The following is a 19,553-nucleotide window of genomic DNA, read 5'->3' on the forward strand; positions in this document are numbered from 1 at the left end:
CGCAAGAACCTTTGGGAGAGCAAGTTGCTATGACGAACGGCCCGACCGGATCAGGCAAGGGATCGCTCGCGCGCCAGATGGCGCGGAGCGCACTTGCCGTTGATCTCGGCGATTTCGGGCCCGAGATCGTCGCCAAGGCCAAGCTCTGCCTGCTCGACTTCCTGTCCTGTGCCTTCGAGGCCGGCCAACATCCCTGGAGCCGTCAGGCAATCGCGATCGCACAAGGTGGCGGCAGCGCAACCATCATCGGAACGACGCGCCTCTCCTCGCCGGCCGATGCCGCCTTCGTCAATGCCGTGATGGGACACGGCCTCGTGCGGGAAGACATGCATGCGGCCAGCATCGCGCACCACGGCGTCGTGATCTGGCCGACATTGCTCGCGCTATCCGAACAGTCGCAGCTGCACGGCTCAAGGCTGCTCGCAGCCGCGATCATCGGCTATGAGACCGGCGCGCGGATCGGCCGCGCGTTGCTGACCTCCGATCTCGCCCGGCTCTATCGTCCGACCGGACTCGTGGCCCCACTGGGCGCGGCGCTCGCCGGAAGTTTCGCGCTCAACCTGTCCGAAGACGCAGCGACCACCGCCATCGCGATCGCGGCCAACACGTCCAGCGGTCTCAATGAGTGGCCGCATGCCGGCGGCTCCGACATGTATTTTCATCCGGGTTTCGCCGCCAGCAACGCGATCAAGGCGGTCGGCCTGGCCGCGGCCGGCGCCTTCGGCTCCGAAACGATCCTGGAAGGCGAGGCCGGCCTGTTCGCCGCCTATCGCCGACAGGCCGCACCCGACGGCATCGCGCTATTCCCGAATGGCGAGTGCGAGATCATGGCCGTCTACAACAAGCCGGTCCCGGCCTGCAATTTCGCCCAGACCGCCGCGCAAGCCGCGCTCCGTGTCGCTCACGAGCTCGCCGGCACCGACGAGATCGACCGCGTCGTCGTTCGCGCGCCCGATGCAGCCGTGCGCTATCCCGGCTGCGATTCCATGGGACCCTACCGCAACGCGCTCCAGGCCAAGATGAGCATTCCCTTCAGCGTCGCGGCGACGCTGGCACGGGGCGAGGTCGAGGAAGAGAATTACGCCGAGCTCGACGATGCCGAGATCAATCGCCTCGTCGCGATCACAGATCTGAAGGCCGATCCCGCATTCACCGCGGCCTTCCCCGGCAAGCAGGGCGCGGACGTGACCGTGCATCTGCGCAGCGGCCGGACGATCCGGCATGCGCTGCCCGACGTCATCGCGGCAACGCCTTCAGAAATTCGCGTGCGCTTTCGCGCTGCTGCGGCCCGAATTCTCGGTACGGATCGCGCACACCGGCTCGAACAAATCATCGACGATTGCGAGCAGCTCGGCAATGCCGGCGACGTCGCAGCGCAGTGTCGTGTCGACACGGCGGAACGGGTTTTGCGATCGGCATCATAAGAAGTGCCGAAGAAGACGGGGGAAACATGGTCGACTTCGAGGCCCGCTTAGGTTCGGCAGCCGCGCGGAGGCGAAGCTGATGGAAGGATTTCTGCAAGCGCTCGCCGCGGGCCTTCTGATCGGCGCCGTCTACGGCCTGATGTGCGTCGGGCTCGGCCTGATCTTCGGCGTCATGCGCGTCATCAACTTCGCCCATGGCGATTTCATGATGCTCGGCATGTATACCGCCTTCTACCTGTTCACTGCCGCTGGCGTTCAATCATTGTTCGGCAATGCCGTCGGACCGTTCGTCTCCATCCTGCTGGCCGGCCCCGTGCTCGCCGTATTCGGCTACTTCGTCCACCGGGCACTGATCTCGCACGTCTCGGGGACGCGCACCGCCTCGCTCGAAGGCGAAGGCCACTACGCCCAGCTCATCCTCACGCTGGGTATCGCCCTGATCCTGCAGAACGGCGGCCTCATCGTGTTCGGCTCGGTGCTGGCCTCGATCCGCACGCCGCTGTCGAGCTCGGCCTGGGAGCTCGGCCCCTTCTTCGACATCAGCATCTTCCTCAACAAGGCACGCAGCATCGACATGATCGTTTCGCTGATCATGATGATCCTGCTTTCGCTGCTGATCACGCGAACGCGGATCGGCAAGTCGCTTCGCGCAGCCGCGGATAATCCGACCGCCGCGACCTATATGGGCATCGACGTCGACCGCGCGCATCGCACCGCCTTCGCGCTCGGCTGCGGCATCACGGCGATCGCCGGCGGTCTCCTCGCCACGAACTATCCGTTCCACCCGTTCGTCGGCCTCGAATACGTCATTGTCATGTATGCGGGCGTCGTGCTCGGCGGCATGGGCAGCATCATCGGCGCGTTCTGGGGCGGCATGACCATCGGGCTCGTGCAGCAGATGTCGACGCTGATCCTGCCGACACAGCTGCAGAACGCCGCGATCTTCGCCGTCTTCCTCCTCATCATCTTCTTCCGCCCGCAAGGCTTCTTCGGACGGATGGTGGAGAGGACGTGATCATGCTCCGGATGCGCTCCTTTCTGCCTCCCCTGCTCTTTACCATCGCCTATGCTGCGCTGTCGCTCGGCGTCACCAATTCCTATTACCAGCTCATCCTGACGCTGGTGCCGGTGTGGGCGGTGTTCGGACTGTCCTGGAACCTGCTCAGCGGCTACACCGGACTGATCTCGTTCGGCCACGCCGCGTTCTTCGGCATAGGCGCCTATGCGACCGCGCTTGGCCAGATCTACTTCGACATCTCACCCTGGCTGCTGATCCCCATTGCCGCCGTGCTCGGCGGCACCGCCGGGCTGCTGATTGGATTTCCGACCTTCCGCCTTCAGGGCCACTATTTCGCCCTGGCGATGCTCGCCTACCCACTCGCCATTCTTTACGTGTTCGAGTGGCTCGGCTTCCAGGAGGTGACGCTTCCGATCAAGCGCGATGCGCCGATCGCCTACATGCAATTCGCCGATCCGCACATCTACACACTGCTGGGGCTCGCAATCCTGCTTGCCACCATCGTGCTGACGCAATTCATCGAGCGCTCCCGCTTCGGCATGGCACTGCTCGCGATCAAGCAGAACGAGGCGGCCGCCGAGGCAGCCGGGATCAACACGCTCGCCTGGAAGCTGCGCGCGATCACGCTGAGCGGGGCCATTGCCGCGGCGATCGGCGGCTTCTACGCGCAGGTGTTGCTGGTCGTGACGCCGCAATCGGTGTTCGGCATGCTGGTGTCCGCGCAGGCGCTGACGGTCGCGATGTTCGGCGGCGTCGGCACAGTCTGGGGTCCGGTGATCGGTTCTGTGATCCTGATCCCGCTCGCCGAGATCCTGCACGCCGAGGCCGGCGCACGCTTCCCCGGCATCCAGGGCGTGATCTTCGGCTTCGCCATCGTCTGCGTCATCCTGCTGGCGCCAGAAGGCCTGTTCTGGAAGCTGCGCGATCTCCTGCGCAGGCGGATCGCGCCCAAGGCGGCTGCGTCCGACGCCCCCGAAAGTTCGGCCGCCAACGTCACCACGCTGAAGCCCGCCCCGCGGCAGCGTGCCGTAACGGGCGAAGTCATGCTGGAAGTGAAGAGCCTGTCGCGGTCCTTCGGCGGGCTCAAGGCCGTGCAGGATGTCAGCTTCAAGCTGCACAAGAACGAAATCCTCGGCATCATCGGGCCAAACGGCGCCGGCAAGACAACGCTGTTCAACCTCCTCAACGGCTTCCTGAAGCCGAGCCAGGGCGAGGTGCTGATCGACGGCCGCAACATGTCCGGGCAGCGGCCGCACGTGATCTGCGAGGCTGGCGTGGGACGCACCTTCCAGGTTATGCGGCCGTTCCTGCGCATGTCGATCCTCGACAATGTCGTGGTCGGCGCCTATGTGCGCGCGCGATCCGGCGAGGAGGCGCGCAAGCTCGCCGCGGATGCCGTCGCGCGCGTCGGCCTTTCCGCCGTCGCCGAGCGTGTCGCCGGCGAGCTCTCGACCAAGGAATTGCGACTGATGGAGCTTGCCCGCGCGATCGCCGGCCAGCCGCGCATCCTGCTGCTCGACGAGACACTGGCTGGCCTCGGCCATGGCGAGGCGGACGAGGTCGTCGCCGTGATCCAGCAGCTCGCGCGCGACGGCATGACCATCGCGATCATCGAGCACACGATGCAGGCGATGGTGCGGCTGGTCGACAGGTTCCTCGTGCTCGACCACGGCGCCGTCATCACCGAAGGCCTGCCGGAAGTCGTGACGCGCGACAACCGCGTGATCGAGGCCTATCTCGGCAAGAAATGGGTGGGCCATGCTGCGAATTGAGGGATTGAGCGCGGGCTATTCGGCCAAACCCGTGCTGAACGACATCTCGATCAATGTCGGTGCCGGCGAGTTCGTCGCCATCGTCGGGCCCAATGGCGCCGGCAAGACCACGCTGTTCAAGACCATCTCCGGCATCGTCAAGCCGAGCGGCGGAGCGATCACCTTCGAGGGCGTCGACCTCCTCGCAGTGCCGCCACCGCAGCGCGCCCATCTCGGCATCGCCCACGTCCCCGAGGGCCGCCAGGTCTTCCCGTCACTGACCGTGATGGAGAACCTCGAGATGGGTGCGATGACGGAGAGTGGTCGACGCGACTGGCAGACCAACATCGAGCGCATCTTCGAATGGTTGCCGGTGCTGAAGGAGCGCCGCGACCAGTTCGCGGGCACGATGTCAGGCGGCCAGCAGCAGATGCTCGCCATCGGCCGCGGTCTCGCCTCCTCTCCGAAGCTGTTGATGCTCGACGAACCCTCGATGGGGCTGGCCCCATCGACCGCCGACTTCATCTTCGAGCGCTTGATCGAGATCCGCCGCCAGTCGGGACTAACCATGCTGCTGGTCGAGCAGCGCGTCGCGGAAGCATTGGAATCCGCCGATCACGGTTACGTCCTCGAAGCCGGGCACGTCGTGCTCGAGGGCAATAACGATACGTTGCGCGCCGACGATCGCGTGCGCAAGGCCTACCTCGGCATGTGACAATCATAAAAGCAAAGACCAGGGAGCAAACAAAATGAACAAGATATCGAAGGGACTCTCGCGCCGAACCGTGCTGTCCGGCGCCGCCGCCGTCGGCCTTGCCGGCGTGGCGCGCGCGCAGGCGCCTGGCGAGATCAAGGTCGGGCTCATCGTGCCGCTGTCCGGCATCTATACCCGTCCCGGCCAGGTGATGAAGATGGGCGCCGAGATGGGCATCGAGCACATCAACGCGCAAGGCGGCATCAAGGCGCTCGGCGGCGCCAAGCTGAAGCTCGTCGTGATAGATTGCGGCGATACCACCGAGAAGGCCAAGAACGCGGCGCAGCGCATGGTAGCGCAGGAGCCGGATCTCGTCGCTGCCACCGGCTCCTATCTGTCGTCCTTCACGCTAGCGGTCACCGAAGTGACCGAGCGTGCCGAACTGCCGGTGCTGACGCTGTCCTATTCGGACCTTCTGACCGACCGTGGCTTCAAGTACATCTTCCAGACCGCCGCGACCGCGAGCCGCCAGTCCGAGCTCGGCTTGCCGACTCTGATGAAGCTCGCGGAAAATGCCTCGGGCAAGAAGCCGAAGACCGTGGCGATGCTGATGGACAACACCGCCACCTCAGTCGCTACCGCAAAGGCCCTGAAGGAGAAGCTGTTCGCGCAGGAAGGCCTTCAGCTCGTCGTCGAGGAGGTCTGGACCCCGCCGCTCTCGGATGCGACGCCGCTGATCCAGAAGGTTCGCTCGGCCAAGCCCGACCTGCTGCTGTTCATGCCGAACGCGGTCTCGGACGCCAAGCTCGGCCTCGAGAAGATCAGCGAGTTCGGCCTCGGCCAGGGCAAGATCCCGACGGTGTCCTTCAGCATCACCATCGCCGAGCCGGACATGCTGCAGAGCGTGAGCCCGGAGACCGTGCAGGGTATCATGACCATCGTCGCCAATTGGGGATCGAAGGGGCACGAGGCCCTGATTGCCGAGCTCAAGGCCAAATACAAGGAGCCCTGGATGACGCAGAACGTCATCTCGACCTATGGCGACATGTGGCTGATGAAGGAAGCGCTGGAGAAGGCGGGCAAGCCCGATCGCAATGCGGTCGCGCAGGCCTTCCGCACCATGGATGCCGGCCCGGCGAGATATTATCCGGGCGGCCAGCTCAAATTCGACGAGAAAGGCCGCAGGATCGGCGCCGGCGTCGTCATCGTACAATGGCAATCGGGCGTGCCAGTCACCGTTTATCCGCCCGAGCTCGCGCAGGCGCAGCCGTTCTGGCCGAAGAAATCATCATAGAGCCTCGCGCGATTTTTCAGGGAGGAGAATTGTCATGAGCAAGATCACGATCACCCGACGAACGCTGCTCGCCGGTGCCACCGGCACGCTGATCGCATCCCGCGCCTGGGCCCAGCAACCCTCGGAGGTCAAGGTCGGCCTGCTGGTGCCGATCTCGGGCATCTACGCCCGTCCGGGCACCGTGATGCGCCATGGCGCCGAGATGGCCGTCGAGCACATCAACGCGCAAGGCGGCATCAAGGCGCTCGGCGGCGCCAAGCTGAAGCTCGTGGTGCTCGATTCCGGCGATACCACCGAGAAGGCCAAGAACGCCGCCCAGCGCATGGTGGCGCAGGAGAGCGATCTGGTCGCGGCCAGCGGCGCCTATCTGTCATCCTTCACGCTCGCGGTGACCGAGGTCACCGAGCGCGCCAACCTGCCCCTTCTCACCCTCTCCTACTCCGACCTGATCACGGATCGCGGCTTCAAATACGTGTTCCAGACCTCGGCAACCGCGGGCTCGCAGGCCCGTCAGGCCTTGCCGCAGATCGTCAAGCTGGCCGAGACGGCATCGGGCAAGCGGCCGAAGACGGTCGCGATCCTCACCGACAACACGGCCGCGTCGATCGCCTCGGCGAAGTCGATGCGCGAAGGCCTCCTCGCTGAGAACCAGCTGCAGCTGATCGTAGACGAGACCTTCACGCCGCCGCTGGCGGATGCGACATCGCTGGTGCAGAAGATTCGCTCGGCCAAGCCCGACCTGCTCTTCTTCCTGCCGACCGTGATCTCGGACGCAAAGCTGCTGCTCGAGAAGATGAACGAGTTCGGCCTGGGCCAGGGCAAGGTGCCGACCATCTCGTTCGGCATCGCGATCGCCGAGCCGGACATGCTTCAGACCGTGAGCCCTGAACTGCTGCAGGGCGTTCTGACCTGCGTCGCCAGTTGGGGCGCCAAGGGCCACGAGGCCCTGATCGCCGAGTTGAAGAGCCGTTACAAGGAGCCGTGGATGACGCAGAACGCGATCTCCACCTATGGCGACATGTGGGTGATCAAGGACGCGCTTGAGAAAGCCGGCAAGGCCGACCGCGTCGCCGTCGGCGAAGCGCTGCGCACGATGGATGCAGGCCCTTCGAAGTACTACCCGCTCGGTGAGATCAAGTTCGACGAGAAGGGCCGCCGCGTCGGCGCCGGCATGACCATCGTGCAGTGGCAGTCCGGCGTGCCGGTGACGGTATTCCCGCCCGAGCTCGCGATGGCCAAGCCGTTCTGGCCGAAAACCTGACAACGCCCGAACGAGAAGCGGAGAACAATATGGACAAGGCGACCTACGACCGCGGTCTCGAAATCCGCAAAAGCGTGCTCGGCAGCGAGTTCGTCGACAAGGCGCTCGCATCCGCCGACGATTTCAATCGCCCGATGCAGGACCTCACCACCGAGTATTGCTGGGGCTATGTCTGGGGCCGCGAAGGGCTGACGCGCAAGACCCGCAGCTTCCTCAATCTGGCGATGCTCTGTGCGCTCAATCGTCCGCACGAACTAAAGACCCACGTCCGCGGTGCCCTCGCCAATGGCGCGACCAAAGAGGAGATCCGCGAGGTGTTCATGCAGGTCGCGATCTATTGCGGCGTGCCGGCGGGCGTCGATGCATTCCGGAACGCGAAGGAAGTCTTCGCCGAGCTAGACAAGAAGTAACGGAGCGCGGTGCGATGAAGGGCAAATGGGCGCTCGTGACCGGTGCGGCGGCAGGCCTTGGCCTCGCCGTGGCAGAAGGCCTGGCCGGCGCGGGCGCCAACATTGTCCTCCACGATCTCGTTGCGCCGAGACAAGGCGCGGATGAGCTCCGCGGCCGCTTCGGCGTCGAGACGATAGCGGCCGGCGTCGATCTGTTCCAGCGCGAGGCAATCGAGGCGATGATGGCGGACCTGCTCGGCCGCTGCGGCGCCATCGATATCCTCGTCAACAACGCCGTCGTCAGGCATTTCTCTGCGATCGAACAATTTCCGCCCGAGAAATGGGAGCAGGCGCTGGCGGTGAACCTTTCGGCGCCGTTCCACCTGATCCGCCTTGCCCTGCCGGCGATGAAGCAACGCGGCTGGGGCCGGATCATCAATATGGGTTCGATCTATTCGAGCCGCGCGGTCGAGGACCGCATCGACTACGTCACCACCAAGACGGCGATCCCGGGCATGACCCGCGCCGTCGCCATCGAGACGGCGCGCAGCGGCATCACCTGCAACACGCTCTGTCCCGGCACGCTGCCGACGCCCGCCATTCTCAACAAGATCGCCGCGATCGCGGCCGATAACGGCCGTCCGGTCGACGACGTGACCCGCGAATATCTCGGCGAGCGCCAGCCGACGCAGCGTTTCATCGAAATGGATGCCGTCGCGGCCATGGCCGTCTTTCTCTGCGGTCCCGCGGCAAATGACATCACCGGCGCCAGCCTGCCGATCGACGGCGGCTGGTCCATCGCATGAGAGCATGAAATGGGAGTGTTGCGATGACTGAAGGATCGGGCCGGACCGTCGTCCTGACCGGCGCCGCCGGCGGCATGGGGCGCGCGATCACCAAGGCGCTGCTGGACAGCGGCCGCCGCGTCGTCCTGGTCGATCGCGACGCCAAGGCCCTTCAGGAGCTGGCCGCGACGGCAGGCACCGCGGTGTTTCCGATCCAGCTCGACGTCAGCGATGCAAAGGCCGTCGACCGCCTGCCGGAGTCCCTCCCGGCGCATTTCAAGCCGGTCGATGTTCTCATCAACAATGCCGGCCACGACATCGGCGGGCGGACGCGTTTCGACGTCGGCTCCGCGGATGACTGGTCCAGCATCATCCAGACCAACCTGATCGGCCTGATGCGCGTCACCCGCGCGATCCTCCCCGACATGGTCCGGCGCGACGCCGGCCATATCGTCAACATCAGCTCCATCAACGCCGTCCGTATAATCCCGGATATGGCCGCCTACAGCACCAGCAAGGCGGGCGTGCACATGTTCACCGAGACCCTCCGGGGCGAGCTGGCGGACACCGCGATCCGGGTTACCGAGCTCCAGCCGGGCCTGACCAGGACCAACATCATCCTGACCCGCTACCGCGGCGACAAGCAGAAGGAAAAGGACTATTTCGACCAGTTCAGGATGGCGCTCGAGCCGGCCGATATCGCCCGTTCGATCGTCTTTGCCCTTGACCAGCCCGCCCACGTTCAAATTGCCGAAATGATGATTCTGCCTGTAAACCGGTATTGAATCATTCCAACCAAGGCCCGGACATGGAAAGACGCCGCGAATTGCAATCGACACTCCGCATCGACGACGTACCGACCGTCCGAGCGATGGTGGCGCAAAAGCTGCGCGAGGCGATCATGTCCGGCACGCTGAAACCGGGCCAGCGTCTGGTCGAGCGCGAGCTCTGCGAGATGATGGGCGTCAGCCGCCCCTCGATCCGCGAGGCGCTGCGTGCCCTCGAGGCCGACGGACTGGTCAATACGGTCCCTCACCGCGGCCCCGTGGTCTCCACGATCAGCCTGGAGGAGGCCCGGCAGCTGTACGCGGCGCGCGCGGTGCTCGAAGGCTTCGCCGGCCGTGAATGCGCCAGGCTTCACGACCCGGACGTGGCTCGCCGGATCGGGGAAGCCCTGACCCGGCTGAAGGCGGCCGCAGCCAAGCAGGACCTCGTCGGATGCCTGGAAGCCAAGACCGACTTTTACGCCGCTCTGATCGGTGGCTGCCGCAACGCCTTCATCGAGCGCATGCTCAAGCCGCTGCACGACCGGATCCAGCTGTTGCGGATCACCTCGATGTCGCAGCCGAAGCGGATCAACAAGAGTTTGCGCGAGGTCACCGCGATCTGGCGCGCGATCCAGAATGGCGATGCGGACCTCGCCGAGCGCTGCTGCGTCGACCACATCAATGCGGCTGCGGTGGCCGCGCTCGACATGATCGAAAAATCGTCGGCGGCCAAGGAGGCGGCGCCTTCCGACGACTAAAACAATGCCGCCAGGGAGTGTTCGATGCCGTATCTCGTACGATCGCTGATCCTGCTTGTCCTGCTCTATCCCTGCGGTGCGGCCATCGCAGACGACTATCCCACCCGCCCGGTCACGATGATCGTGCCGTTCTCAGCCGGTGGTCCCGGCGACGTGATCGCACGCATCCTCGGCGGCGCGATGAGCGCGACGCTGAAACAGTCGATCGTGATCGAGAATGTCGTCGGCGCCGGCGGCACGCTCGGCACCAACCGTGTCGCCAAGGCGGCGCCCGACGGCTACACGCTGCTCCTGATGCATGTCGGCCAGGCCACCGCGCCTGCCCTCTATGCCAAGCTGCCGTTCGATCCGGTCGGGGACTTCGCCATGATCGGGCTCGTCACCGACGTCCCGATGATCCTCGTGGCGCGGCCGAACTTTCCAGCCCAGGATCTCAACGAGCTCATCGCGCAGATCCGCAAGGCCGGCGACAAGATCACCTTCGGCAATGTCGGACTCGGCTCGGCCTCGCAGCTCTGCGGTTTGATGTTCATGAGCGCGACAGATACCAAGCTCACCCCGATCTACTACAAGGGCGGCGGCCCGGCGCTGAACGACGTCATCGCCGGCCACATCGACGTTTATTGCGACCCTGCAACCGGGCCGACGCCTTATATTCAGTCGAACACGATCAAGGGGTACGCGATCACGAGCAAGAAGCGGGTTGCAACCCTGCCGGACGTGCCGACCTCGACCGAGGCCGGCCTTCCCGCATTCGACGTGACGACCTGGTACGGCCTCTACGCCCCGCGCGGCACGCCGAAGCCCGTAGTCGACCAACTCGTCGACGCGCTGCAGACCGCGCTGAAGGATCCTGCCCTGATCAATCGGTTTGGTGAGCTCAGCATGTCCCCGGTTGAACCCGAACGCGCGACGCCGGAAGCCCTTGAAGCCTTTCTCAAGGCCGAGATCGGCAAATGGGGCAGGATCATCAGGGCAGCCGGGATCGAGCCGCAATAGGTTAGCTAGAGCGGATCGAGGCCGTTGTAGCCATTCCGAGAACACAACGTTTCTCGCACGAGCCCCGGCATCTGGACGGAGGCTGGTGCTGCGCGTGCAGCGGATCGTCTATCACACGTCCACCGAGATCAGGTCCGAGCTCGCCTGGATCGAGTCGCTGATAACGGAAGATATCGTCGTCACACCTCGCCCGGTCGCCGACGGTGAGGGTCGATTGCTGTCTCAGATCGTCCTGAACGGTTCACCGCGCTATCGACGAACGATATTTCGAATTCTACAAGCGTTTCCTCAACGCAAAACTCAGTTCGTGATTGGCGGCGAGTGAGAATGCGTCGAGATGACTTCCGGTGACTTGGAGTCGAGCGCGCCGACGTCAGCGTCCAATTCGGAGGCTTGAAGCGCCGTCCAAAGTCACGCTTACGGTTCCGCGGGGACGCATCACCGGACTGAACCCGGTGGCAGGACAATCGCAGGACTTGCTTGTCTTGATTGGGCATTTCGGCTCTAATCGCGATCGAGCGCCTATTGTGCGCCATCTTGCACGCTCCAGGGTCGCAGCGTGTTCCCCGGCAAAGGCTGCCACACCCTATGCTTGAAGGGCGGCAACGCTTTGAATTTCAAGGCGTCGCTCCTTCACCCAACGGAGCACCTCATGCCGCTCGATGCGTATCGGATCAACAGCGAGCCCTACTACGAGCCCCAGGCCGCCGAAATCGACATCTTCACGGCCGCCTACAGTGAGCGCCTGCCGGTAATGCTGAAGGGACCGACGGGCTGCGGCAAGACCCGGTTCGTCGAGCACATGGCGTGGCGGCTCGGCAAGCCGCTGGTCACGGTCGCGGCCCACGAGGACATGACCGCTGCTGATCTCGCCGGTCGCTATCTCCTCGAACCATCTGGCACGGTCTGGCATGACGGCCCCCTGACGCAGGCCGTCCGTCAGGGCGGCATCTGCTATCTCGACGAAATCGTCGAAGCGCGGCAGGACACCACCGTGGTGATCCATCCGCTGACCGACGCGCGGCGCATCCTGCCGCTGGAGAAGCACAACGAGATCGTACCGGCGCACGCCGAATTCCAGCTCACGATCTCCTACAATCCCGGCTACCAGAGCGCGGTGAAAGACCTGAAGGAGTCCACCAAGCAGCGCTTCGTCGCGATCGATTTCGGCTACCCCGCACCGTCGACCGAGAGCGCCATCATCGTCCGCGAAAGCGGTGCGGACAGTGCTCTGGCGGCCCTTCTGGTCAGGATCGCCGAGCGCTCCCGCAATTTGCAGGGACACGGCCTCGACGAAGGCGCGTCGACCCGGATGCTGATCCACACGGGACGCATGGTTCGCGCCGGCCTGCCGCTGAGCGCAGCCGTACAGGCCGGCATCGTGCTGCCGATCACGGACAATCCCGACATCCGCGCGGCGCTCACCGACGCAATCGCGGCGTGCGTTCCGTGAGCGCGAAGCCGTCTGCGGCGCTCCACGTGCCGTCCGAGCCGGAAGGCGTCGCGCAGCGACTACATGCGATGATGCGCCAGCGCGACGCATTGCGGCCGCTTTTTCTGGCGACGTGGGAGGCACTCTCCGGGCAATTCGATGCTGCCCAGCTCGAGACCTGGGCCGGCGGCGTGCTCGAACTCGTCAACGTGAATGCCGGCCCTGCCTGCTTGATCGCCTATTGGGAGGCGAGCCGCAACGCCGCCTCGACGCGCGACATTGCACCACTAATTGGCGCGGCGCAAATCGGCGCCGAGATCTGCCGTCATGCCGGCGCGCCCGCCGCAACCGCATCGTTGAACGCTCTGGCGGCCGCGCGTCGTAGTTTCGGAGGTACGGCACTAGCGCGCTGGTGGCGCGCGATGGAGGTGCTGGCGCGGGAGGCGCCAGAGTCCGTGCTGCCGGCCGCCGGCCGCATGGGACAAATCCTCTTGCCCGGCACGATCGAGGCTTTCGAGGATTTCATCGCCGCCGGCCTGCGCTCGGCTGCCGGCGACCGCAACCGCCGTCTTGCCTTCTTCTCTCTGCAGGACGATCTGGCGCGCCGCATGATCGCCCGCGATCCCGGCGGCGTCGGCTTTCCCGATATCCAGGCCGAGTTGAAGGCCTTCACCACGGCTTTGTGGGGCGAGCTGCCGTTGCTGCGCAGCATGGCTGGCGACAGCATGGACAAGCCGCAACGCCGCAGCACGATTTCCGGCCCGATCATCCGACTGCCGGAAAGCTATCGCGGCGTACAGGGCGATGCCGCCCGCGCTCTGTTTCGCGCCGCCACCGCACATGCACAGGCGCATCTGGTGCTCGGTCGTGCCCGGTTTCCGATCGGGACGCTGAAGCCGCTGCAGGTCGCCCTGGTCAACCTGATCGAGGACGCGCGTGTCGAAACATTGGCCATGCGCGCCCTGCCCGGATTGCGCCGGCTGTGGGCGCCCTACCATGTCGCCATGCCGGGCGGCGTCGCGACCGCCCCGGTGCTGCTGGCGCGGCTGGCGCGTGCGCTGTTCGATCCGGCCCATATCGACGACGACGGCTTCGTCGCCAAAGGCCGCGCCCTGTTCGCAGCCGCGCTGCCGCGCATCGAGGATTCCGCGATCAGCCGCGAGATCGGCACGCTGCTCGGCAACGACCTCGGCCAGATGCGGGTGCAGTTCAACGCCAGGACCTATGTGGTCGAACCGATCTATCGCGACGATGGACTGGGACTGTGGGATTTCGGCGAAGACGCGCAGCCCCCGGACGACGTGCTGGACCTGTTCATCGATGCCATGCGCGTGGAGTCGCAGGAGCGTGCCGACGGCAGTGATCAGCAGACCGAGCCGGACAGCGCCGAGGCCGGGATCGGCCGCGGCCGCCCCGTCGCGCCCGATGACCGCGGCATGGTGATCGCACGATATCCGGAATGGGACCGGGTCCACGGCATCGAACGGCCCGACTGGACCGTCGTACGCGAGGTCGCGGCCAAGACTGGCGATCCGCGTGCGATCGAACACGCGCTCGACGGCGCGGGAGCCGTGCGCAACCGCGTCGCGCGCCTGGTGCGTGGCCTGCGTATCGGCCGCACCGTCCGCTTGAAGCGGCAGTACGATGGGCACGATCTCGATGTCGATGCGATGCTTGACGCCGGCATCGCGTTGCGCAGCGGCCAGGAGCCCGACCCCCGCGTGTTCCGCTCATCGAAATCGATGCATCGCGATCTCTCCGCGCTGCTCCTGATCGATATTTCGCAGTCGACATGCGACCGCCTGCCATCGGGCGCAACCGTTCTCGACATCGAACGCCTTGCCGTCGCGGTCCTCTCCGAGGCCATGGATCAGCTCGGCGACCCCTTCGGCCTGCTCGCCTTCGCCTCCGACGGCCGCGAGGATATCAGGATGACCAGCATCAAGGGCTTCGATGAGGCGTACGACCGGCCTTGCCGGGCACGGCTGGCGGGGCTCAGCTCCGGCCTGTCGACCCGGCTCGGCACGGCATTGCGCCATGCCGGCGCAGTGATGGCGACCACCTCGGCGAGCCGAAAGCTTCTGATCGTTCTCACCGACGGGGAGCCATCCGACATCGACATGTCCGATCCGCTCGATCTCGTCGAGGATACCAGGCGCGCGGCAGTCAATCTCCATGGACGCGGCATCGACGCCTATGGCGTCGTGCTCGGCGCGGCCGGCATCGCATCCGCCGCACGCATCTTCGGACGCGGCAACACCATGCTGGTGCATCGGGTCGAGGATCTGCCGACACGGCTGTCGGAGCTCTATTTCCGTCTGGCGCGACGCTGAGCCTGAGATCGCCGAGATACGAAAAGAAATCGGCGTGCCGTCCTGCGCGCCTGCGCGGGGAACGACGGGAAGCAGGCATCACTTCCTTCGACGCGCCAGGGGAGCATCGAGCGCGGCATGGGCCGCGACATGAAACGCCGTGTCGAGCGCGCGTGCCAAAACGCCACCGTCCGGAGCAAGGATGCGCAACACGAGGCCTGCGCCGTTCGGCGCCAGCGAACATCCCGCCAGCGCCCCCCAGCGGCCGGCGGCCTGCTCCATGTCGGCCAACGCCGGCAATCGGTTCGGCGGCGCAATCAGCACGAAGTTTGCCACGGCGGCCATCGGGCCCAATGCCCCGTTGCGCATGTCGTCGCCATCGATCGCGCCGATGTCCTTCATCAGCAACCTGCCGCCCGGACGTGAGACGCTCAACCGGCTCTCGAAACGCGCGAACGGCCGGGCCTTCGCTTCGGGATCATGGACCGCAAAACCATCGGCGAGACACAGCACGGCATCCTCGGCAACCGCGGCATCCGTCTCCAAGGTGAGATCGGCACCGGGAAACAGCACGTAAGGATCGCTGGTCAAGGCGCAGAACGCGCCCTCTTCCACCGTCACGGCCAGTCGCTGGATCGCGCCGCTCGCGCGGCCGTCATGCACGACGGTCGAGGCCTGAGTCGTCATATGAAACGCGGCCAGCGCACCAACGCGCACATCCAGCTTGATGCGGTCGCCGGCATACAGGCCGCCCGAGGCGGATTGCAGATAGAGCGTGAGCAGATCGGGCCTCGCGGCATCGAGATGGAAGCCGCGGGTGATATGCAGGGGATAGCCGATCTGCTGACGGCGCAAGACGCTGCGACCGCCGGCGCGATCGACGACCAACGCGCCATCGAGCGAGCGCCCGGTCTCAAACCCGGAACAGGACTGCAGCAGAGATCGCATCGACGACCGCCTCCACGCCGACGCCGCTCTTCAAATTGGTCGGTATCACCGGCTTCGCGCCCCGCACCTGCCGCGCATCCGCCAGCATGCGATCGAGATCGACGCCGACATGGGGCGCGAGATCGACCTTGTTGACGACAAGCAGGTCGCAACGCAGCAGGCCGGGGCCTTTCTTGCGCGGAATGTCGTCGCCGCCGGCGACGTCGATCACGAAGATCCACCAGTCGACCAGATCGAGCGAGAAGGTCGAGGCGAGATTGTCGCCGCCGGATTCGAACAGGATCAGCTCCAATCCCGGGAAGCGTTCCTCGAGCTCGTCCCCCGCCGCAATGTTCAGTGTGGGATCTTCCCGGATCACGGTGTGCGGGCAGGCGCCCGCCTCGACCGCCGAAACGCGGGCAGGATCGATCAGTCCGGATCGCCGCAACCGCTCGGCGTCTTCCTTGGTCACGAGATCGTTGGTGACGACGGCAAAGTCGATATTGCGCCGCTGAAGCACCGGGATCAGCGCCTCGATCAGGGCGGTCTTGCCCGAGCCGACCGGGCCGCCGATTCCGACCCGCGCCGCACTGGCGCCGCCGCGGGCCTCGCTGTCGGATATACGCAAGGCATGAAACATGGCTCACCTCAACATGTAGCGGCGGGCCAGCGGCAGTTCTCGCGCCGGCTCGCAAGTTGCCAACACACCATCGACAATCACATCGAAGGTCTCCGGATCGACGGTGATGTGCGGACATGTGTCGTTCCACAGCATGTCTCGCTTGCTCAGCTTGCGTGTGCCTTGCACCGGCAGCAGCTTCTTCGCCAATCCCAGCTCGGCGCCCAGGTCGCGCGCCAGCGCCAGCGGATGGACGAAGCAGGCCGACAGCGCCGACGCGGCCCTGCCGAACGCGCCCCATTGCGGCCGCATCAGCATCGGTTCGCATGTCATCAGCGATGCCGCGCTGTCGCCCATCGCGCCCCAGGCGATGAAGCCCCCCTTGATGACGAGTTCCGGCTTGATGCCGAAGAAGGCGGGCCGCCACACCACGATGTCGGCGATCTTGCCCGGCTCCAGCGATCCGACGTGGTCGGCGATGCCGAACGTCCTGGCGGCATTGATGGTGTATTTGGCGATGTAGCGTTTGATGCGCGCATTGTCGCCCAAGCCCGGCTTGTCCTCCGGCAACGCACCACGCTGGTCCTTCATCTTGGAGGCAAGCTGCCAGGTCCGGCAGATCACTTCGTGGATACGGCCCATGCCCTGGCTATCGGAGCCCAGCATCGAGATCGCGCCAATGTCGTGCAGCACGTCCTCGGCCGCGATGGTCTGGGCACGAATACGGCTTTCCGCAAAGGCGACGTCCTCGGGAATCGCCGGATTGAGGTGGTGGCACACCATCGTCATGTCGAGATGTTCGTCGAAGGTGTTGACGGTGTAGGGATTGGTCGGATTGGTCGAGGACGGCAGGCAATGCATTTCGCCGGCGACGCGGATGATGTCGGGCGCATGACCGCCGCCGGCCCCCTCGGTGTGGTACATGTGAATGGTGCGGCCACCGATCGCCTCCAGCGTATTTTCGACGAAGCCGGATTCATTCAGTGTATCGGTATGGATCTGAACCTGGAAATCGTAGTCATCGGCAACCTCGAGGCAGGTGTCGATCGCCGCCGGCATCGAACCCCAATCCTCGTGCAGCTTCAGCCCCATCACCCCGGTCTCGAGCTGCTCGATCATCGGCGCCGCGCGATGGGCATTGCCACGGCCGAGAAAGCCGAAATTCATCGGCCAAGCCTCGGCGGCCTGCAGCATCTTGCCGGTGTTGAACGGTCCGCCGGAATCGATGCCGACCGTGATCGGTCCGAGCGAGCCGCCGATCATGGTGGTGATGCCGCTCGCGATCGCATGCTCGACGAGGCCAGCGCTGTCGAAATGCACGTGCACGTCGATGGCGCCGGGGGTCGCGATCAGCCCCTCGCAATCCCGCACCGTGGTGCCGATGGAGACGATCAGGTTCGGATCGACGCCATCCATGATGGCGGGATTGCCGGCCTTGCCGAAGCCGACGATGCGGCCATGCCGGATGCCCAGGTCGCCCTTGACGATCCCCAACACGGGATCGATCATCAGCACGTTGCAGAGCAGGAAATCGAGCGCGCCCTCGGCGCTGGTGATCCCGGCCATGCCGATGCCGTCGCGCAGGGTCTTGCCGCCGCCATGCAGGCATTCGTCGCCATAGACCGCATGATCGTGTTCGACCACCGCATACAGCGAGGTATCACCGAGCCTGACGGCATCGCCCGTGGTCGGGCCGTAAAGGGCGGCGTAGTCACGCCGGTCGATCATCGCCACGTCGCAGTCTCCTTCCAGATTTCAGGCGCCCTTGAAGCCGCGCGCACGGGCTCGCGCCAGCGCCGCCGCTTGAACAGCGGGATCGGACGCCGCGCCATCGGTGAGATTGTTGAGTCCGGTCAAATGCTGCTCGCCGCCGAACTCGACCAGATTGACCTCCTTCGAGGCACCCGGCTCGAACCGCACCGCCGTCCCGGCCGGAATGTCGAGCCGCATGTTGATGGCGCTGGCGCGATCGAACTCGAGCGCCTTGTTGACCTCGAAGAAATGAAAATGCGACCCGATCTGGATCGGACGATCGCCGGTGTTGACTGCCGTCAAGGTCAGTGTGCGGCGGCCGGCATTGAGCGCGATCTCGCCGTCCTGCGCCAGCACGATGCCCGGACGTTCGGTGTCGGCCTCCGTGCCCGGGGACGGCCGGATCGGCTCGTGCACCGTGACGAGTTTGGTACCGTCGGGGAAGACACATTCCACCTGGATGATGTCCATCATCGCGGCGATGCCGGGCAGGACGTCCGCAGACGACAGCACCGTCGAGCCATAGCCGATCAAGTCGGCGACGGAACGGCCGTCACGCGCGCCCTCCAGGATCTCGTCGGTGATGAAGGCGACGGCTTCCGGATAGTTCAGCTTCAGTCCGCGGGCGCGGCGGCGGCGCGCCAGCTCGGCGGCATTGAAGATGGTCAGGCGCTCCAGTTCGGTTGGCGTCAGCAGCATTCGAAATCACCCTCAATTGGCGAACAGCCGCAGATCGGCCTGGGCGTGCCGTGCCGCGGCAACATCGAGGAAAGGCACGAAACTGGACAGTTCGACCTCATCCGGGACCTCCTGAGCGGCGAGCTGCTCGATCAGCGGCAGACATCGCTGCAGCACCCCCTGTCCTTGCAGCGCGCCCACGGCACCCAGCCTGATCGCGGCAGTGATCACGCCGGACGCGGCCGTATAGCCGGAGCAGAGTTGCGCCAGCGCCTCGTCCAGCCCGAGTTCCGACCACACCGCGCCCTGCATGACGGCGATATGTCCCAGACAATTCCCCGCCTGCACGTCATCGCGTAGCGCGATGGCCAGGGGCTGTCCCAGCCGGGCGTGCGAAGCAAGAAAAGCTCCCCCATTGCGGCGCGATCCCGTGCGCAATGTCTCGATCAGCGTGGAGGCCTCGACCTCGCGATCGACCGCTGCGATGGCTTCCCGATCGCCCCTGGCACGATACGACCACAGCAATGCGACCCTGTCGTAGCAGGCCCAGCGCTGCTTCAACATCGCAGCGACCAATGCCTCGAAGTCGCCCAAAGTCATGTCGCGGCGAAGCGCGAAAGCGCCCTCGATCCCATAGGAAAACGCAAAGGCCCCGCTCGGAAACGCGCCGTCCGCCTGCCAGATCGCCTGCAA

General features: G+C 65.3%; 19 protein-coding genes. 14 read left to right on the forward strand and 5 right to left on the reverse strand.

All coding sequences use genetic code 11. The annotated features are described in order from the left end of the window. Positions 1–29 precede the first annotated feature (29 nt). From BDOA9_RS31180 to BDOA9_RS31245, 14 genes are all read left to right on the forward strand, one after another. The gene (locus BDOA9_RS31180; RefSeq protein WP_025037875.1) at positions 30–1,424 is read left to right on the forward strand and encodes an MmgE/PrpD family protein; all 1,395 of its coding nucleotides are present in this window, start codon (positions 30–32) and stop codon (positions 1,422–1,424) included. A 79-nt stretch (positions 1,425–1,503) separates the two neighbouring features. Then, positions 1,504–2,439 carry a branched-chain amino acid ABC transporter permease gene (locus BDOA9_RS31185; protein WP_025037876.1) on the forward strand — a complete coding sequence of 312 codons (936 nt, stop codon included), beginning with the start codon at positions 1,504–1,506 and terminating at the stop codon, positions 2,437–2,439. A 2-nt stretch (positions 2,440–2,441) separates the two neighbouring features. Continuing rightward, positions 2,442–4,214, forward strand: coding sequence for a branched-chain amino acid ABC transporter ATP-binding protein/permease (locus BDOA9_RS31190; RefSeq protein ID WP_025037877.1), 1,773 nt, complete (start codon positions 2,442–2,444; stop codon positions 4,212–4,214). Then, entirely contained in the window at positions 4,201–4,908 is a 708-nt protein-coding gene (locus tag BDOA9_RS31195; RefSeq protein WP_025037878.1) for an ABC transporter ATP-binding protein, read from the forward strand. The genes BDOA9_RS31190 and BDOA9_RS31195 overlap by 14 nt, the downstream gene beginning before the upstream one ends. 34 nt (positions 4,909–4,942) lie before the next feature. Continuing rightward, positions 4,943–6,181, forward strand: a complete 1,239-nt coding sequence (locus tag BDOA9_RS31200) for an ABC transporter substrate-binding protein (RefSeq protein ID WP_025037879.1) — start codon at positions 4,943–4,945, stop codon at positions 6,179–6,181. A 34-nt stretch (positions 6,182–6,215) separates the two neighbouring features. Then, positions 6,216–7,442: an ABC transporter substrate-binding protein gene (locus BDOA9_RS31205; RefSeq protein ID WP_025037880.1), complete on the forward strand. Its 1,227-nt coding sequence runs from the start codon at positions 6,216–6,218 to the stop codon at positions 7,440–7,442. 29 nt (positions 7,443–7,471) lie between these two features. Further along, the gene (locus BDOA9_RS31210; RefSeq protein WP_025037881.1) at positions 7,472–7,852 is read left to right on the forward strand and encodes a carboxymuconolactone decarboxylase family protein; all 381 of its coding nucleotides are present in this window, start codon (positions 7,472–7,474) and stop codon (positions 7,850–7,852) included. Between the two features lie 14 nt (positions 7,853–7,866). Further along, positions 7,867–8,637 carry an SDR family oxidoreductase gene (locus BDOA9_RS31215; protein WP_025037882.1) on the forward strand — a complete coding sequence of 257 codons (771 nt, stop codon included), beginning with the start codon at positions 7,867–7,869 and terminating at the stop codon, positions 8,635–8,637. A 23-nt stretch (positions 8,638–8,660) separates the two neighbouring features. Then, entirely contained in the window at positions 8,661–9,401 is a 741-nt protein-coding gene (locus BDOA9_RS31220) for an SDR family oxidoreductase (protein ID WP_025037883.1), read from the forward strand. A gap of 23 nt (positions 9,402–9,424) precedes the next feature. Next, positions 9,425–10,141, forward strand: coding sequence for a GntR family transcriptional regulator (locus tag BDOA9_RS31225; protein WP_025037884.1), 717 nt, complete (start codon positions 9,425–9,427; stop codon positions 10,139–10,141). A 24-nt stretch (positions 10,142–10,165) separates the two neighbouring features. Next, a complete protein-coding gene (locus tag BDOA9_RS31230; protein WP_025037885.1) occupies positions 10,166–11,140 on the forward strand; it encodes a tripartite tricarboxylate transporter substrate-binding protein in 975 nt (324 codons plus the stop codon). 85 nt (positions 11,141–11,225) lie between these two features. Continuing rightward, positions 11,226–11,465 (forward strand): hypothetical protein, encoded by a 240-nt coding sequence (locus tag BDOA9_RS31235; RefSeq protein ID WP_025037886.1) that lies wholly within the window; start codon positions 11,226–11,228, stop codon positions 11,463–11,465. Between the two features lie 327 nt (positions 11,466–11,792). After that, positions 11,793–12,593, forward strand: coding sequence for a CbbQ/NirQ/NorQ/GpvN family protein (locus tag BDOA9_RS31240; RefSeq protein ID WP_025037887.1), 801 nt, complete (start codon positions 11,793–11,795; stop codon positions 12,591–12,593). Continuing rightward, entirely contained in the window at positions 12,590–14,905 is a 2,316-nt protein-coding gene (locus BDOA9_RS31245) for a nitric oxide reductase activation protein NorD (RefSeq protein WP_244521549.1), read from the forward strand. The genes BDOA9_RS31240 and BDOA9_RS31245 overlap by 4 nt, the downstream gene beginning before the upstream one ends. A gap of 78 nt (positions 14,906–14,983) precedes the next feature. Here the strand turns inward: BDOA9_RS31245 and BDOA9_RS31250 are convergent, their stop codons facing one another. The 5 genes from BDOA9_RS31250 to BDOA9_RS31270 are packed head-to-tail and all read right to left on the reverse strand — an operon-like array spanning position 14,984 to position 19,553. Next, on the reverse strand, positions 14,984–15,832 hold the full coding sequence (locus tag BDOA9_RS31250; protein WP_025037889.1) for an urease accessory protein UreD: 849 nt from the start codon (positions 15,830–15,832) through the stop codon (positions 14,984–14,986). Continuing rightward, the gene (gene ureG, locus BDOA9_RS31255; RefSeq protein WP_025037890.1) at positions 15,798–16,451 is read right to left on the reverse strand and encodes an urease accessory protein UreG; all 654 of its coding nucleotides are present in this window, start codon (positions 16,449–16,451) and stop codon (positions 15,798–15,800) included. Before ureG ends, BDOA9_RS31250 begins: the two co-directional genes overlap by 35 nt. Before the next feature lie 3 nt (positions 16,452–16,454). Further along, the gene (gene ureC, locus BDOA9_RS31260) at positions 16,455–18,164 is read right to left on the reverse strand and encodes an urease subunit alpha (RefSeq protein WP_025037891.1); all 1,710 of its coding nucleotides are present in this window, start codon (positions 18,162–18,164) and stop codon (positions 16,455–16,457) included. Positions 18,165–18,185: 21 nt separating this feature from the next. Further along, positions 18,186–18,881 carry an urease subunit gamma gene (locus BDOA9_RS31265; protein WP_025037892.1) on the reverse strand — a complete coding sequence of 232 codons (696 nt, stop codon included), beginning with the start codon at positions 18,879–18,881 and terminating at the stop codon, positions 18,186–18,188. Between the two features lie 12 nt (positions 18,882–18,893). Further along, positions 18,894–19,553, reverse strand: a complete 660-nt coding sequence (locus BDOA9_RS31270) for an urease accessory protein UreF (RefSeq protein ID WP_340162401.1) — start codon at positions 19,551–19,553, stop codon at positions 18,894–18,896.

It is taken from the genome of Bradyrhizobium sp. DOA9 (assembly GCF_000617845.2).
Taxonomy (GTDB): Bacteria; Pseudomonadota; Alphaproteobacteria; order Rhizobiales; family Xanthobacteraceae; genus Bradyrhizobium.